This is a genomic window from Methylomonas sp. EFPC1 (genome assembly GCF_016925515.1).
In the GTDB taxonomy this organism is placed as follows: Bacteria; Pseudomonadota; Gammaproteobacteria; order Methylococcales; family Methylomonadaceae; genus Methylomonas; species Methylomonas defluvii.
In genome coordinates this window covers 3726811-3743814 of record NZ_CP070494.1, presented here as the reverse complement: position 1 = coordinate 3743814, position 17004 = coordinate 3726811, and the positions used below count along the sequence as shown (strand labels likewise).

13 protein-coding genes are annotated in these 17004 nt (G+C 46.8%); all 13 read left to right on the top strand.

All coding sequences use genetic code 11. The annotated features are described in order from the left end of the window. Position 1 precedes the first annotated feature (1 nt). The 13 genes from JWZ98_RS17190 (at position 2) to JWZ98_RS17130 (ending at position 16905) form a co-directional block, all read left to right on the top strand. Positions 2-1021, top strand: a complete 1020-nt coding sequence (locus JWZ98_RS17190; RefSeq protein WP_205451154.1) for a FemAB family XrtA/PEP-CTERM system-associated protein — start codon at positions 2-4, stop codon at positions 1019-1021. Further along, positions 1021-2226, top strand: coding sequence for a TIGR03087 family PEP-CTERM/XrtA system glycosyltransferase (locus JWZ98_RS17185; RefSeq protein WP_205451153.1), 1206 nt, complete (start codon positions 1021-1023; stop codon positions 2224-2226). The genes JWZ98_RS17190 and JWZ98_RS17185 overlap by 1 nt, the downstream gene beginning before the upstream one ends. Next, entirely contained in the window at positions 2227-3363 is a 1137-nt protein-coding gene (locus tag JWZ98_RS17180; protein ID WP_205451152.1) for a TIGR03088 family PEP-CTERM/XrtA system glycosyltransferase, read from the top strand. Positions 3364-3383: 20 nt separating this feature from the next. After that, positions 3384-5267 carry an XrtA/PEP-CTERM system amidotransferase gene (locus tag JWZ98_RS17175; RefSeq protein WP_205451151.1) on the top strand — a complete coding sequence of 628 codons (1884 nt, stop codon included), beginning with the start codon at positions 3384-3386 and terminating at the stop codon, positions 5265-5267. Between the two features lie 106 nt (positions 5268-5373). Then, a complete protein-coding gene (locus tag JWZ98_RS17170; protein WP_205451150.1) occupies positions 5374-6138 on the top strand; it encodes a hypothetical protein in 765 nt (254 codons plus the stop codon). Between the two features lie 283 nt (positions 6139-6421). Next, positions 6422-7327, top strand: coding sequence for an HprK-related kinase A (locus JWZ98_RS17165; RefSeq protein ID WP_240348057.1), 906 nt, complete (start codon positions 6422-6424; stop codon positions 7325-7327). Positions 7328-7335: 8 nt separating this feature from the next. Beyond that, the gene (locus tag JWZ98_RS17160) at positions 7336-8415 is read left to right on the top strand and encodes a nucleotidyltransferase family protein (RefSeq protein WP_240348056.1); all 1080 of its coding nucleotides are present in this window, start codon (positions 7336-7338) and stop codon (positions 8413-8415) included. Positions 8416-8479: 64 nt separating this feature from the next. Then, the gene (locus tag JWZ98_RS17155; RefSeq protein WP_033155677.1) at positions 8480-9697 is read left to right on the top strand and encodes a TIGR04063 family PEP-CTERM/XrtA system glycosyltransferase; all 1218 of its coding nucleotides are present in this window, start codon (positions 8480-8482) and stop codon (positions 9695-9697) included. A gap of 79 nt (positions 9698-9776) precedes the next feature. After that, positions 9777-10892, top strand: coding sequence for a glycosyltransferase (locus tag JWZ98_RS17150; RefSeq protein WP_240348055.1), 1116 nt, complete (start codon positions 9777-9779; stop codon positions 10890-10892). Beyond that, positions 10889-12238 (top strand): AMP-binding protein, encoded by a 1350-nt coding sequence (locus JWZ98_RS17145; RefSeq protein ID WP_033155675.1) that lies wholly within the window; start codon positions 10889-10891, stop codon positions 12236-12238. Before JWZ98_RS17150 ends, JWZ98_RS17145 begins: the two co-directional genes overlap by 4 nt. Before the next feature lie 155 nt (positions 12239-12393). Then, positions 12394-14037 (top strand): asparagine synthase C-terminal domain-containing protein, encoded by a 1644-nt coding sequence (locus JWZ98_RS17140; RefSeq protein WP_240348054.1) that lies wholly within the window; start codon positions 12394-12396, stop codon positions 14035-14037. 262 nt (positions 14038-14299) lie between these two features. Next, positions 14300-14770 carry a prepilin-type N-terminal cleavage/methylation domain-containing protein gene (locus JWZ98_RS23440; RefSeq protein WP_205451149.1) on the top strand — a complete coding sequence of 157 codons (471 nt, stop codon included), beginning with the start codon at positions 14300-14302 and terminating at the stop codon, positions 14768-14770. Positions 14771-14844: 74 nt separating this feature from the next. Next, positions 14845-16905 (top strand): hypothetical protein, encoded by a 2061-nt coding sequence (locus tag JWZ98_RS17130; protein WP_205451148.1) that lies wholly within the window; start codon positions 14845-14847, stop codon positions 16903-16905. Positions 16906-17004: the final 99 nt, after the last annotated feature.

Here is a 17004-nt window from a genome sequence, read left to right as displayed (position 1 = left end):
CATGATCAAATTACTTGAACCTGCCCAAAGAGAGCGTTGGGACCACTATGTCATGGCTTCGGCCGATGGCAGCTTTTTTCATTTATCGGCTTGGCAGCAAGTGATAAAGCAGGCTTTCGGACATAACACCTATTATTACTACACAGAGCAAGATGGTGAAATTACCGGTATTTTGCCCTTGACTCATGTCAATAGCTTGTTGTTTGGTAATTCTTTGGTTTCAAACGCATTTTGTGTTTATGGTGGAATTGTCGCAAGCAATGATGAAGCCTTCGCAGGCTTACAAAGCAAAGCACAACAACTTGCCAGGGAATTGGGCGTGGATAGTCTGGAGATGAGAAGTCGACAACAGCATCACCCGGATTGGCCGCACAAAGAACTCTATGTCACGTTTAGAAAAGAACTCGATCCAGATGTCGAAAAAAATCTGAATGCGATTCCGCGTAAACAGCGGGCAATGGTGCGGGCCGGCATTAAAGCCGGTCTTACCAGTTTCATAGACGATAATGTCGAACGTTTGTATCGCGCCTATTCCGAAAGTGTCCGGAATTTAGGCACCCCGGTTTTTCCGAAAAGATATTTTCAAATTTTGCAAGATGTATTTGGTGAGAGTTGCGAGGTGCTCACGATAGAGCACGAAGGTCAATTAGTGGCCAGCGTAATGAGTTTTTATTTCAAGGACGAGGTTTTGCCGTATTACGGCGGCGGCACCGATGCAGCCCGTGATTTGAAAGGCAACGATTTCATGTATTGGGAAGTGATGAGGCGTGCGGTGGAAAAGGGCTGCAAGATTTTCGATTATGGTCGCAGTAAAGTTGGCACGGGCTCTTATCGCTTTAAGAAGCACTGGGGTTTTGAACCGGAACCGCTCTATTACGAGGTTGATCTGGTTAAAGCCAAACAAATACCCGAAATCAATCCGCTAAATCCTAAATACCGCTTGTTTATTGCGGCTTGGAAGCGTTTGCCTTTGCCGCTTAGTCAGCTAATTGGCCCTTGGCTTGCCAAGGACTTAGGCTAATGGAAAAGCCTAAATTACTTTACTTGATCCATCGTATTCCTTATCCGCCCAACAAGGGCGATAAGATTCGTTCATTTCATTTTTTGCAGGCGTTAGCCGCCGAATACCGGATATTCCTCGGTACCTTTATCGATGATCCTGATGACAGGCGGCATATCGACGCCTTAAAGTCTTTCTGTGCGGATACTTGCTGTATCGAATTAAATCCCAAGATCGGTAAAATTAAAAGCTTGGCGGGCTTGTTGAGTGGCGAAGCCTTGAGTTTGCCGTATTATCGAAACCGTGGGTTGCAAGAGTGGGTGGATAAGACTATTCACGAACAGGGTATTGAGCGGGCGATGATTTTTTCATCGCCGATGGCGCAATACGTGGAGAAATATACCCACTTGTATTGTGTGGCCGATTTTGTCGATGTCGATTCCGATAAATGGCAGCAATATGCCTTCAGCAAGCGCTGGCCAGCCAATTGGGTTTACCGGCGTGAAGCCGAAAAGCTTTTGGCCTATGAGCGACGTATCGCAGCATGGGCTGATGCGACAATATTCGTATCCGAACAAGAAGCAGGTTTGTTCAAAGCTTTGGCGCCTGAATGGGCAAGCAAAATTGGTTTTGTGAACAACGGTGTGGATACGGATAGTTTCGATCCGGATTTGTCTTGGCAAACGCCCTTTCCGGCCAAGCAGCACGCTATAGTTTTCACGGGAGCGATGGATTATTGGGCCAATGTCGATGCGGTCAAATGGTTTGCCGAGCAGGTTTTTCCAATTATTAAAAGCCGCGTCCCCGACATACATTTTTACATAGTGGGTTCCAAGCCTGCCAAAGAAGTGTCGCAACTGGCGGATAAAGACTCAGGCGTCATTGTGACCGGTCGGGTTGACGATGTCAGGCCCTATGTAGTTTATGCTGACGTTGTCGTCGCACCCCTGCGAATTGCCAGAGGGATTCAAAACAAGGTGTTGGAAGCGATGGCGATGGCGAAGCCGATAGTGGCTACTACGGCGGCTATGGAAGGTATACCAGGTGGAGCGGATCTGCAGGTGGCGATAACCGACGCTCCCGAAGACTTTGCCTGCCAAGTTTTACGGTTTTTGAGTCAGCCGGTCGAATCAGCTAACATCAATCGCCGCTATGTGGAAAGCGATTTCAGTTGGGAGCAGAACGGCCAACGCTTGTGCCGATTGATAGCGGGCGAGTCTGCATAAATGTCCAAGCCGTTACCGCCCTTAATCGTGCACATCATTTATCGGCTAGGTATCGGCGGTCTGGAGAACGGTCTGGTCAATATCATCAACAATCTACCTGAAGACAGTTACCGGCATGCCATTATCTGTTTGGCGGATAGTACCGAATTCAGCCAACGTATCAAGCGGCAAGATGTGGTTGTTCATCAGTTGCATAAGCGCCCAGGGCAGGATTGGGCGTCGTTTTATACAGTCTATCGCTTGTTGAAACAATTGCAGCCCGCTATCGTGCATACCCGTAATTTAGCGGCAATCGAATATCAGGTTTGCGCGTTGTTAGCTGGTGTGTCTTATCGCGTACATGGCGAGCATGGCTGGGATGTCTTCGATCCGGATGGCAGTAATGTCAAATATCAATGGCTAAGGCGGGGTTTAGGTTTAATCATTCATCGCTTCATTCCTTTGTCGCAGCATTTACAGGATTATCTGCTGAATCGAGTGGGCATTTCTTCAGATAAAATCACGCGAATCTGTAACGGTGTCGATACCAAAACGTTTTATCCTCGTGCCGGAAGTAGACAAATACCGGACGGTTGCTCACTGAATTTGCATGAAAAGCTGGTGATCGGTACGGTCGGGCGCATGCACGGCGTGAAAGATCAATTGACGCTGGTTAGGGGGTTTATCGATGCTTGTCAAAAATCCCCAGAATTTGCCCAAATAACCCGATTGTTTTTGATTGGTGACGGGCCTTTGCGAGCCGAAGCGCTTGAGTTATTGAGTGCCGCCAGCCTTACAGATAAAGCCTGGTTGCCCGGCGAACGTAACGACATCGCCGAAATCCTGCGTAGTCTGGATATTTTTGTATTGCCGTCAAAAGCCGAAGGTATTTCCAATACCATATTGGAAGCGATGGCTAGCGGTTTGCCGGTTATAGCGACTCGTGTAGGCGGTAACCCCGAGTTGGTGTTGGATGGAAAGACTGGATGTCTGGTAGAAAAAGAGGATGTAGCGGGATTGTCATTCGCGATGCGTGATTTGGCGCTGGATGATAGCAAACGGCAGCAACGGGGCGCAGCTTCGCTGAGGCGGGTTCAGGCGGAATTTTCAATCGATAGCATGGTGAATCGCTATCGGCAGGTTTATGACAAACAGTAAATGATCCAGAGAGAACTCATATGTGCGGCATAGTCGGTATTTTCGATATTACAGGTGCTAGTGAAATAGACCGCAACTTGTTGTCGCGGATGAACGAATCGCAGTTCCACCGGGGACCAGACGAAGGCGGTTTGCATACCGAGCCCGGTTTGGGTTTTGGACACCGCAGACTGTCCATTATTGACTTGTCCAGCGGTCAACAACCCATGCATAGTCAGGATGGCAATGTGGTGTTGACTTATAACGGCGAGGTCTACAATTTTCCGGAATTGCGAGAAGAATTGGAGGCATTGGGCTTTAGTTTCAGGACGCATTGCGATACAGAAGTCATTCTCTATGCTTGGCAAGCGTGGGGTGAGTCTTGCGTGGAACGCTTGCGCGGCATGTTTGCATTTGGGATTTGGGATAGGCCGCGGCAGACCTTATTTTTGGCTAGAGATCGTCTCGGCGTAAAACCGCTGTTTTATGCTGAATTAAGTAACGGTCAGTTCATTTTCGGTTCCGAACTGAAAGCATTAAAACAACACCCTTTACTGCCTAAAAATGTTGACCCTACTGCGGTAGAGGACTATTTCGGCTTTGGCTATATTCCCGATCCAAAAACCATATATAAAGGTGTTTACAAGCTTGAGCCTGGATATTGTTTAACGATTAAACGAGGACAGAACGGTTTTCGACCTAAACAATATTGGGATGTTAAATTTCAGACGGCCTCTGCGGGCAACGCAGCAGAGGCCGGTGAAGAGTTAATCGAGCGCTTGCGCGAGGCAGTGAAAATTAGAATGGTCGCTGATGTGCCATTGGGGGCATTTCTGTCTGGCGGCGTCGATTCCAGTGGTGTCGTGGCATTGATGGCAGGACTATCCAAAGATCCGGTCAATACTTGTTCGATTTCCTTTGGCGATCCTAAATTTAACGAAGCGCAATTCGCCGCTCAGGTTGCGGACCGCTATCACACTGCACATAGAGTCGAACAAGTCGATCCCGAAGACTTTAGTTTGATTGATCAGTTGTCCGGTTTATATGACGAGCCCTATGCCGACAGTTCTGCGTTACCTACTTACCGGGTTTGCGAGTTGGCCAAGAAGCAGGTGACCGTGGTGTTATCTGGCGACGGCGGCGACGAGAATCTGGCTGGTTACAGGCGCTATCGCTGGCACACCTATGAAGAGAGGATGAGGGCATTATTGCCTGATGCGTTGCGGATGCCTTTGTTCTCTGCCTTAGGCAAGGTATATCCGAAGCTGGATTGGGCGCCCAAGGTATTAAGGGCAAAAACAACATTTGAGTCTATTGGTAGAGATTCGATGGCAGGTTATTTTCACAGTGTCTCGGTGCTCTCCAACGGCATGCGCAGCCAATTATTTAGCGATAGTCTAAAGAGCGAGTTGCAGGGTTATCAAGCTATTGAAGTATTCCGTCGGTATAGTCAGCAAGCCCCTGATCATCCATTGTCAATGGTGCAATATTTGGATTTGAAAACTTACCTGGCTGGAGATATTCTGACTAAGGTTGATCGGGCTAGTATGGCCCATGCCTTGGAAGTCCGGGTACCGTTGCTGGATCACAAGTTAGTGGAATGGATGGCAACCTTGCCACCTGATTTAAAATTGCATGGGCGAGAAGGTAAATATCTATTCAAGAAGGCATTGGAACCTTATCTGCCTAATGATATTCTTTATCGTCCCAAAATGGGTTTTGCGGTGCCATTAAGTAACTGGTTTAGAGGGCCATTAAAGGGGCGAGTGCAGCAGGCCTTGCTGGGGGAAACTCTGAAAAGCACAGGGTGGTTCGATGACGCTTATTTGCATCATTTGGTTACTCAGCATCAGTCCGGGCTGCGCGATTACAGCGCGTCGATTTGGTCATTGCTGATGTTTGAAGCGTTTCTTCGAAATAGTTAAATGATCGACTTTCAAATTCTGGATCTGTACCTGTGTGCAATAGACAGATACAAGGTATTTTGCTAGAGTGCGAACCAATTCAAAGTTTAATTTAAGAGGGTTCCAGATGAACAGAATAGATGAACACAAACGTACTGCAGAAGAATCCCAGAACGTTGGTAGGTCACTTGATAAATCCAGAAGGTCTTTCGCGAAAGCAGGTGTGATCGCGCCGGTTTTAATGACACTCACCAGTAAGACCGCTTTAGGCAGTGTTTATCAATGTACCATCTCAGGAGTGCAATCAGGCAATGTGTCGAGTCATTCCGAGGATATGTCGGTTTGTAGGGCAGGAACGTCTCCTAGCGTCTGGCTAAGCAATGTAGATACTGCTACGGACCCAAATTACTTGAAGTGGATTGCGGCGCGCGTCTGTCCTTTCAGGGTGGAGAGAAAATCCAACGGGGCGCTATATTATAAAAAAGGTACAAATACGCCCATAAATCCCGTCCCACCTAGTCCGGCCGCTTCGATGTGTACTGCCATTTTAGCTGAAAGTAGTTTTTCAGGTGGGACATCAAGCACGGGTAGCCAATGTGGAATCTCCGGCAGCTATACTTACAAGAATGCAACTACTTTTGCGTCGATATTTGATCCAACTAGCCTATCAGATACGACTACCTTTTGGGATGCCCTATCCGGAACTGGAGTCAAGCGGGATGCATGCGTAGCCTATTTGAATGCCAGTGCTGGGTCCATTCAGGATGTTAGTCCCGCAGAAGTGATAAAGCTTTATCGGTTATGCGCTTTTCATGAGCCCTTCTATGACGGTAGCTTAGCGGTAACGAATGAAGTCGGTGCTGCTGAATTATTAGCTAATCTTCATCAATAGCCATTAATGTTGTGAAGTGGAAAATTTATCGAAGCTTCCCTATTCAGTTCGTATCTTTTGGTTATGAATCTGTTGCTTTTCATCATGGTAGCGGTGAAACTCATTATTTGGATAAAGATACAAGTTTGGTTTTATCGATAATCAGCGGTTCCGAATTCGCAATTAGTGAGCCGGAATTACTGAGTATTGTTATCGATTCTGAGGGTAATTTGGATAAGCAATCGTTGAATAGCGTACTTGACCAGTTGTGCAAGCTTAACATTATTGAAAGTATATAGTTATTTTGAGCGGACCTAATTCCACTTCATCTTTGATAGCGTCTGGGCAGTTTGTTATCAGGATTGGCCCTTTTTCAATTAGAATTCATTCTGCTATACCGTCAGTTCAGCAGGGTATCATTGAGCTTTACTCTGCCTATCCGATATTACCCCCAGATACTTTTTGCGACTTTTATATCCGCTTAATTCAGCCTGCGGGCGTAAGACGTTTCTTTCGCAAACAGGTGCTATTTGCCTTTGATCAATTTATTCCTTTCAAGCCTTTGCCTTATGTGCAGGCATTTCCATTCTTTGAGTGGGGGTTGAACTGGTGTATATCCGGCTACTCACACCGGTTTCTAATTATTCACGCCGCCGTGGTGGAACGAAACGGTAAAGCTTTAATTTTACCTGGTGCGCCGGGGTCAGGTAAGAGCACATTGTGCGCAGCATTAATCAACAACGGTTGGCGACTATTATCTGATGAATTAACTTTGATGGATCGAGCAACCGGGCATGTTGTTCCGGTACCGCGTCCAGTTAGTTTGAAAAACGAATCTATATTGGTGATAGGGGATACTTTTCCATTTTGCCAATTCAGTCCTGTTGTTCACGATACTTTGAAAGGATCGGTTTGTCTGATGAAGCCGCCCTCCGAATCGGTGTCAAAAGCTGACCAAACCGCCGTGCCATGCTTGGTTGTATTTCCGAAGTATCGAGCGGAATCATCCTTGAGTTTATCTGCGGTGCCAAAGGCTGAGGCGTTCATGCGGCTGGCGGACCTTTCATTCAATTACAGTGTACTAGGTGCGCAGGGTTTTGAGACCATGTTGGGTCTGGTAAACAGCTGTCAGGCGTATGATTTCATTTACGATGGCGATTTTAACCATGCGTCTGATTTATTTGTGCAATTATTGGATGATGTACGCTAGAGAGTCGCATGATGCCTGATTTGTTGAATGAATACTTGATGGTCAAGGCGAAAGATAGTACTGACTCGAATTCCGATTGGGAGCTGTTGTTAAGGCAAGCAAGGAGCGCCGGAGTATTGGCCAGACTGACATTTTTCCAGAAAAAATTTCTACTATTCAACCCGCCACAGCATTTTGCATATCACCTCGATTCAGCCGAGACTTATTGGTTGTCTCAAAAGCGCATCGTCAAGTGGGAGCTGCATAACCTGTTGCAGGTCTTTGAGCTTTTGAATATTCGGTTGATTTTGTTGAAAGGCACCGCTTATTCGGCATCCGGATTGAATGCTGGTTTGGGGCGCGTATTCAGCGATATTGATATACTGGTGCCGAAGACTCAGTTGAAGCAGGTCAAAGATGCGTTGAAATGGCATGGATGGCTTCCTGAACCGATGGATAATTACGATCAGCGCTATTATGAGCAGTGGATGCATGAATTGCCGCCGCTTAGGCATATCAAGCGTGGGACTTCGCTGGATATTCACCACAATATACTTCCGCAAACCTGCAATTTATACCCTGATGCCGAGTTGTTGCTAAAAGCCGCTGTCAAGATAACAGATACCGATTATTGGGTTTTGGCCCCCGAGGATATGGTTCTCCATAGTGCCAGCCATTTGTTCTGGGGTGGAGAGTTTGAAAATGGTTTGCGCGATTTGAGCGACATCGATTTGCTCCTACGCGAATTTAGTGGTAACGATCCAAGTTTTTGGGAAAACCTGCATCATCGAGCGGAAATGTTGGGATTGGGTAAGCCCTTGTTTTACGCTCTCCGTTATACCACCAAAATATTGGCAACACCGGTTCCTGATAGTGTCATTGAGGCTTCTACCGTCTACGCGGGAGGCGGAAAAAACCGAGTTATGGACTATCTTTTCTCGCAAGCCCTAAAACCACACCATTCTAGCTGCATGGATAGCCTGACCGGCTTTGCTCGTTGGCTGTTGTTTCTTCGCTCGCATTGGTTAAAAATGCCCTTGCATATACTAGTGCCGCATTTAATCAGAAAGGCCTGGTTTCGGCTGACTGACAATACTAAAACCACATAAATCATGGCAATCATGTCGAACCCGGCAAGTTGCCAATAGGAATATTCCTTAACCCGTTCTTGACATGAAGATATTACACATATTGGATCACTCCATTCCGTTGCACAGCGGATACACCTTTCGTACTCGTGCGATTCTCGAGCAACAACGCAAACTGGGTTGGGAGACGTTTCATGTCACATCCGCCAAACATCAAGTCGCGGAAGCTCCCATTGAAACCGTTGACGGGCTGACCTTTTATCGATCTGTTATTCCGCGAGGTTTGGCGGCGAAATTGCCGGTTTTAAATCAATGGGCCATCGTACAGTCGTTGGCGGAACGGCTGGATGAAATTATTCCGCAGATCAAACCGGACATTCTGCACGCCCATTCGCCCGCGTTGAACGGGCTTGCGGCCTTAAAAGTAGCAAAAAAATACGGATTGCCGTTGGTCTACGAATGCCGGGCATTTTGGGAAGATGCGGCCGTCGATCACGGCACCACCCATGAAGGTAGTTTACGTTACCGATTGACTAAGGCATTGGAAACACATGTTTTTAAGCGTGCCGATGCGGTGACGACTATTTGCGAAGGTCTGCGCCGGGATATCATAGGCCGCGGAGTCGCGGCGGAAAAAATTACCGTGATTCCCAACGCCGTCGATATCGATAAATTTACCTACGGCGAGGCCGCCGAGCCAAACTTGCAAGCAGAGCTGGGATTGAGCGGCAAAATTGTGCTCGGTTTTATCGGGTCTTTTTATGCTTATGAGGGGTTATTGCTATTGCTGGATGCATTGCCGGCGATTATCCAGCAGCAGCCTGATGTGCGTTTGTTGTTAGTGGGCGGTGGGCCGCAACAGCAACAAATCCTGCAGAAAATTGAGGCGCTGAGCTTACAGGATTGCGTCATTCTGCCCGGACGTGTCGCTCACGATCAAGTGCAGCGCTATTACAATCTGGTCGATATCTTTGTTTATCCGCGCTTGGCGATGCGCTTAACCGATTTGGTGACACCTTTAAAACCGCTGGAAGCCATGGCGCAAGGCCGCTTGTTGGTGGCTTCGGATGTCGGTGGGCATCATGAGTTAATTCGAGACAGGGAAACTGGCTATATCTTCAAAGCTGGGGATAAGACAGCGTTGGCGCAAACGGTGTTGGCGGTCCTCGATCAGCAAGATCAATGGGAGCAAGTGCGGCGAGCCGGTAGGCGCTATGTCGAAGAAGAGCGTAATTGGCAGCGCAGTGTCAGTCATTATCAGGCTGTTTACGGCAGGATAATGGCGGGTAATGATGGCCGATAACTCGCCAAGGCTGATTGTTTTCAGTTCTTTGTATCCCAGTCGTGTCAGACCTAACGCTGGCGTTTTTATTCGCGAGCGTATGTCCAAAGTGGCCGGTCATTGTTCTTTAGTTGTCATTTCCCCGGTGCCTTGGTTCCCACTGCAAAGCCTAATTCAATGGTTTAAACCGAATTACCGGCCGCAACCGGATAAATACGAAAATCAAGACGGTATTTCTGTCTATTTCCCGCGCTTTTTATCGATACCCGGAATCGGACGTTCTTGGGACGGCTTTTTTATGGCAATCTGTAGTTTTTTGATTTGTCGTCAATTAAAAAAGAGCTTCGTTTTTAATGTGATCGATGCGCACTTCGCATACCCTGACGGTTATGCGGCCACGTTACTCGGGAAATGGTTTAAGGTGCCGGTCACCATCACTTTACGCGGCACAGAAGTGCCGTTGTCTAAAACTCCCAGTCGCCGCCAACGATTATTAAAGGCTCTTAATGATGCCTCCCGAGTATTTTCGGTATCGGATTCTTTAAGGCGGCACGTAGTGGATTTAGGCGCCGACCCTCAGAAAATCCAGGTGGTGGGCAACGGCATCGATACCGCGAAATTTTTTCCTATTGATAAAAAACAGGCAAGGCAACATCGGCAAATTCCTGAAGACGCCCAAGTACTGATTTCGGTCGGCGGATTGGTCGATAGAAAAGGCTTTCACCGGGTGATCGAAGTTTTGCCGGCATTAATCGAAAAATACCCGCGATTGCTATACTTGATCGTCGGAGGCGCTAGTCCGGAAGGCAATATTCGCAGTCGCTTGGAGCAACAAGTTGAAACGCTGAATATTGGCCAACATGTGCGTTTTCTTGGGGCTTTGCCTGCAGAACAATTGCACGGCCCATTATCGGCAGCCGATTTGTTTGTGCTGGCTACTGCCAACGAGGGCTGGGCTAACGTGTTTTTGGAGGCTATGGCTTGCGGCTTGCCGGTGATTAGCACCGATGTTGGCGGCAATCGCGAGGTGGTTGCTGATGAAACATTGGGTACTATCGTGCCGTTTGGGGATGCTGACGCATTGTTAATGGCGCTTGATCATGCTTTGCAACGGCAGTGGGACCGGCAAGCGCTTGTAAATTATGCAGCTGATAACTCTTGGGATAAGCGGGTGGATATTTTGTTGGCGGAATTTAAAAAACTGGTGGAGTCATGAGCTTTTATACGTCTTTTTGTTCAACGGTAATCTTTCCGCTTCACGAAGCCTTAAAAAAGCATAGTACCGTCAAAGTTAGACGCGGCATGGAGCGCAGTCAGTGGCTAAAACCCGACGAGATTAGGCAGTTGCAATTGCAACATTTACGCGCGTTTCTGCAAGACGTACAAATTCATGTGCCTTACTACAGGCAGTTGTTCGCTACTTTGGGATTTGAGCCGGCGGACCTTGATAGTGTGAAAAAATTAGCCGAGCTACCGTTGTTAAGTAAGCCGGAAATCAGGCAGCATCTTGATGAAATGAAAGCGGACGATGCTAAAAGACTCGCACGTTTCAACACTGGCGGTTCCAGTGGAGAACCATTGATTTTTTACATCGGTAGCCGCCGAGTTAGCCATGATGTCGCGGCAAAGTGGCGGGCTACCCGTTGGTGGGGTGTGGATATAGGCGATCCAGAAGCAGTAATCTGGGGGTCTCCAATCGAACTAGGGGCGCAGGATAAAATTCGGCTGTTGCGCGATAAATTGTTGCGTACACATTTGATTCCGGCGTTCGAAATGTCGTCGGAAAAGTTGGATGGCTTTGTTCGACAAATCCAGCAGATTCGCCCGAAAATGTTATTTGGTTATCCTTCTGCGTTGGCCCACATTGCCAGTCATGCTGAGAAGCGGGGCGTAGCATTGCATAATTTGGGGATTAAAGTGGCTTTCGTGACATCGGAACGGCTTTACGATCACCAGCGGACAAAAATAGAAAACGTGTTTGCTTGTCCGGTTGCGAATGGTTACGGCGGGCGTGATGCCGGTTTTATCGCGCATCAGTGTCCCGAAGGCAGTATGCATATTACCGCTGAGGACATTGTCGTCGAGATTGTAGACAAACAAGGCCAGCCTTTACCTAACGGAGAGCTCGGTGAAATTGTGGTTACGCATATGGCAACCAGAGATTTTCCGTTTATTCGGTATCGTACCGGCGATATGGGAATATTGTCGGATAAAGTCTGTGCCTGCGGGCGAGGATTACCCGTGCTGGAGGAGATTCAAGGTCGAACCACCGATTTTGTAGTTGCTCAGGATGGAACAGTATTGCATGGCTTGGCATTGATTTATGTCTTGCGAGATTTAGAAGGCGTTGATTCCTTTAAAATTACCCAAGACAGTTTGGATAAAACCACTGTGCAAATTGTTAAAACCCTAAAATATCAAGCGGCTTACGAACAAAAAATCGTCGACGAATTTAAAAAACGTTTAGGACAAGCCGTTACTATCAATATCGAATACACCGATTACATTCCCAAGGAGCGTTCAGGAAAGTTCCGTTATGTGATCAGTCACGTCAAGGCATAACTATATCGATCACTATGACAAAATTTGCAGGATGGATGGGGAGCGGTCTCCAGAAAGATGAATCTATCGCTTTGCTGGGGCAAATGACGGCGGCAGATTCAATATTTAATGTTCGGCATGGTCAGAACTTCGCTTTTTCAACCGCTGCGACCGATATGACGGACAGTAATGGGGTGTTGTTGCTCGTCCCGCAGTCCGGTTCGCGATCAGGTCGCTCACAGAGTTTGTGGGATGCCTATTTAAGTCGCGGTGTCGATTTTTTAGTCGGTTTGCCGGAAGCTGATACCTTGCTGCTTATCGATACCAATCAGCAGCTGCTGATGTTGGCTACCGATCCGATTGGTCTCAGTAACATCTATTACGCAGAAGTTGCCGGTGGCCTAATATTCGGTTCAAGTGCCGATTTTATAGTGCGCCATCCTCAGGTCAGTAACGGCATTGCGCCGCAAGCGGTATTTGATTACATCTATCTCAACCATTGTCCCAGCCCTACAACGATTTATCGGCAAGTTAAAAAGCTGGAAGGTGGGCAGTGCTTGGTTTATCACAACGGACGAATCAGCTTAAAACGCTATTGGCTACCGGTATTTCGTGAGCAATCCTGCGATCTGCAGCAAGCCGGCTTGGAATTGCAGCAACAGTTGATCGAAGCGGTCAGAAGTATGGCCGATACCGAAGATAATACCGGCGCGTTTCTGAGCGGTGGGCTGGATAGTTCCAGTGTGGCGGGAGCCTTAGCTAGGGTATTTCCAGGTAAGGCGAAAACCTTTTCGATGGGTTTTGACGCTGACGGCTATGATGAAATCGAGTACGCCAATATTGCAGTGCAACGTTTCAATACGCGGCAACACCAGTATTACGTCACTCCCGAGGATACTGTTAATGCCGTGCCGGCAATAGCGGCTTACTACGATGAGCCGTTTGGGAATGCGTCGGCCTTGGCAGCGTATTATTGCGCCAAGTTGGCTAAGGATCATGGTGTTGACCGTTTGCTCGCGGGAGATGGGGGGGACGAGATTTTTGCGGGTAACGAGCGCTATGCCAAGCAAATGTTATTCGAGAGTTATCATCGCCTGCCAAAATTCCTAAGCGCTGGCCTCGAAGCAACATTAAATAACTTGCCGGATGTAATAGCCAAACAGAAACTACCGTTTAAGGCAAAACGCTATATCGATCAAGCGAACGCAGCGATGCCAGACCGCCTCCAGGATTACAATTTTTTGCATCGGCATGCTGCGGCAGACATTTTTCAAGCTGATTTTTTAGCGGAAATTGATACTTCTGCGCCCTTACGCCAGTTTAGGGAAGACTATTGGCGGCCGGAGTCTGCTAGTACCTTGAATCGTATGTTGTATCTGGATTGGAAAAACACGTTGCACGACAACGATTTGGTCAAAGTCAATAGAATGTGCGAAATGGCTGGTGTTGAAGTTTGCTACCCCTTGTTGGATAGACGCATTCTCGACTTGTCTTGCCGAATTCCCTCGAATGACAAGTTGCGAGGGCAAAAACTGCGCTGGTTTTACAAGCAAGCGATGGCGGATTTTTTACCGGAACGAATTATCAACAAGCCCAAGCACGGCTTTGGGTTGCCTTTCGGCGTTTGGCTGAAGGACCATCAGCCGCTTAAGCAGCTGGCTTATGGCGCAATAAATGATTTGAAGCGGCGCGAGTTTTTTAAACCGGACTTTTTGGATCATGCTATCGAGATGCATCAAAGCGTCCATGCTGCCTATTACGGCGATTTAGTGTGGATGTTGATGATGCTGGAGCTTTGGTTTGCAGGTAAGGGTTTGTAGTCAACCAATCCCCAAATTATTTAGCGATTTATAGGGGGGTGACAAAAAACGTCAGTTATGAACAAAAACTACTTTTTTGATAAGGTTGTGGCTACGGGAATATTGCCTTTGTTTATTTGTAAGGGCGTTGTGTAAGGCTTTGAAATGTATGTGGAATAGGCTTAATTTTATTGTTTTATTCTGTTCGGAAGATAATTGGCATGCTATTTGTTGATAAGTCTGAGAGTTTTAAGTTCCGTTCATCATAAAAAAGAAGGTGGTTATGAATAAGCAAATGCAAAAAGTACAACAAGGTTTTACCTTGATCGAGTTAATGATCGTAGTTGCGATCATCGGTATCTTGGCAGCCATTGCGATCCCGGCTTACCAGGATTACACCGTTAAATCTAAAATCTCGGAAGGACCAAGCTTAGCTTCGCCAGCATTTACTGCTGCCGGTGTGTCTTGTAGTGAGCAAACCCTAGGTTCAGGTACTAATACGAGTAGTAACTTTAATTTGCCGGCAGCTGCTCTCATTTGGGGGAAATATGTTCAATCAGTCGCCCTTACATCAGGCTCTACTAGTAGTGCAACAGTAACAATTACTTATAGAACTATTGGTCAAGCGGTTACCCCCGGGACTGACAATATTCTTGAGTACGATGGAGCATGTACAAGTGGTGCGGGCATGAGATGGACTATAAATACTGGTGTGGCAAACTCCGTGCAACCTAAATACCACCCTAAAACCTAACTGATTCGTTTTGAACTTAATGAAAGGGGCTGCGAAGCCCCTTTTTTTATGGCATTGCTCAAATTGGAAAAAATATGGCTAAGGTTAATAGATTCATCGGATCGAAAGCTGTAAATTCTGGTGTGCTGTTACTACAGTTAATAGTAGTGATAGTAGGTGTATACCTTGCCGGAAAGTCAGGTCCTTTTCTGGCTGACGACTATCCGAATATCATTGATAACCAAGGCGTTGTTTTACAGAGATTGAACGCAAAAGAATTGGCTGCTGCATGGAGCGGGAATACCAGTGGACCTTTCAAGCGCCCTTTAGCCAGTCTAAGTTTTGCGTTAAATTATTTTTACGCTGGACAGCAATTTGATCCAGTTCCATTCAAGTTGACCAACATTGGCATCCACGTCATCAATAGCTTTCTGGTTTTCTTGCTAAGTTGCCAACTGTTGAAGATTGCCTCACCTAATTCTCCTGTTCGAAAACTAGCTTTTCTTTCCGCGCTAATTTGGGCGGTACACCCGTTACAACTGACTTCTGTGCTGTATGTCGTCCAGCGTATGAACAGCATGGCCTGCATGTTTATGTTGAGTGGATTTTTAGTGTTTTTAAAAGGTAGGTTACAGCTAGAAAAGCCTGCTGGCCTGCTGTTTATGGTGCTGGGCTGTGTGCTTGGTACAGGCTTAGGGGTTTTATCCAAGGAAAATGCGTTGCTTTTGCCGCTATTGATTTTTGTCAGTGAAGTAACCTTGTTACCGCCGATCCCAATAGCGTCCCGCTTTAAAGTGTACAGCTATTACCTTGTCACCGTCATATTGCCGGTATTGTTTGGCTTGGCGTACTTGCTGACTCATCCGGAATATGTGCTGGGCGGTTATTTGACGCGCGAATTTACGCTGGCAGAGCGTTTAATGTCCGAAGCCAGAATACTGTTTTACTATCTGGGATTGCTGTTCTATCCGGATAATACCCAGCTCAGTCTGGCGCACGATGATTTTGTTTTGAGCAAGGGCCCGTTTCAGCCTTTTGGTACAGTGCTGTCGATTACCGGTATTGTAGTGTTGATAGTGGTAGCAATCTATAACACTTGTCAAAACAAAACTCGTTTTTTGAATTTTGCGGTTCTTTGGTTTTTTGTCGGACACGCTATGGAGTCCACTATATTTCCTTTGGAATTGATATACGAGCATCGCAATTATCTGCCCAGTATCGGGATTGTTTTAGCGCTAGTGGCTTTGTTGTACGAGCTACTAACGAAGCAAATCAGCAGTAGGCTACTCAATGGATTGTATGCCTGTATCATTGGCAGTCTGGCTTTGGCTACGCATACCCGTGCCGCAATCTGGTCAAATCTCGACAGTTTTAGTTACTTTGAGGTGCGTAATCATCCCGGCTCCGTGCGGGCCAATAGCGCTTATGCCAACAATCTCGAACTCAAACGCGGTCCCAACGCAGAAACCTATCAGTATTATCTGACAGCCTCCAAACTAAACATTTTTGAAGTGTCAACCTTGATTGAGATGTTTATGGAACTCAACAGATTGATAAATTTTCAAGGTGTAGCTAAAGATCAAAAATACGCTGCGTTACCTACGCGATACGATGAACCCTTGGTGCTTGATGTTAAGTATATGGAAGCGCTGAGAGATTTGGTGCATAAGGAAGTTCTGCGCAGAATATCGGATAAGTCTCATCCGTTGCGTACCATGGATTCGATACGGACCGCTGCTACTTGTTTGATCAATGGCGATTATGAATGCAAAACGATTGCAGCAAATGTTTTGGAATGGTCAGACGCTGCGTTGATGCAGCCAAACTTCACCGATAAACCGATGATGCATCTTATCAAAGCAAAGGTCTATTTCACTCAGGGGCAAACAGAAAGCACATTTGAGGAAATGGATAGAGCTATTGCGCTGGATCCAAATAGAATGTATTTCCGTGCCGAAAAAGCCTACTTGTTTATCGAGTTAAAGGAATACGACAAGGCGGAGGATGTAATCCGTGAAGCTGAATTGCTGGGTGTGGCAAATGGTTTTGATGCGAAGGAATTTCAAAAACTCAGAGATGCGATTGTTTATAAAAAAGCTATCGCTCAGACTCCAAAAGCCATAATTTCGCCCTCCGATATTATTCAGCATCCCTAGGTCAAATTCACTAAAATACCCGCATAGATTTTCAATCTGATTTGCTTGGATTAGCTTAATGCTATTCGAGTTTGAGCAAATTGCCACCAACAGCCCTCA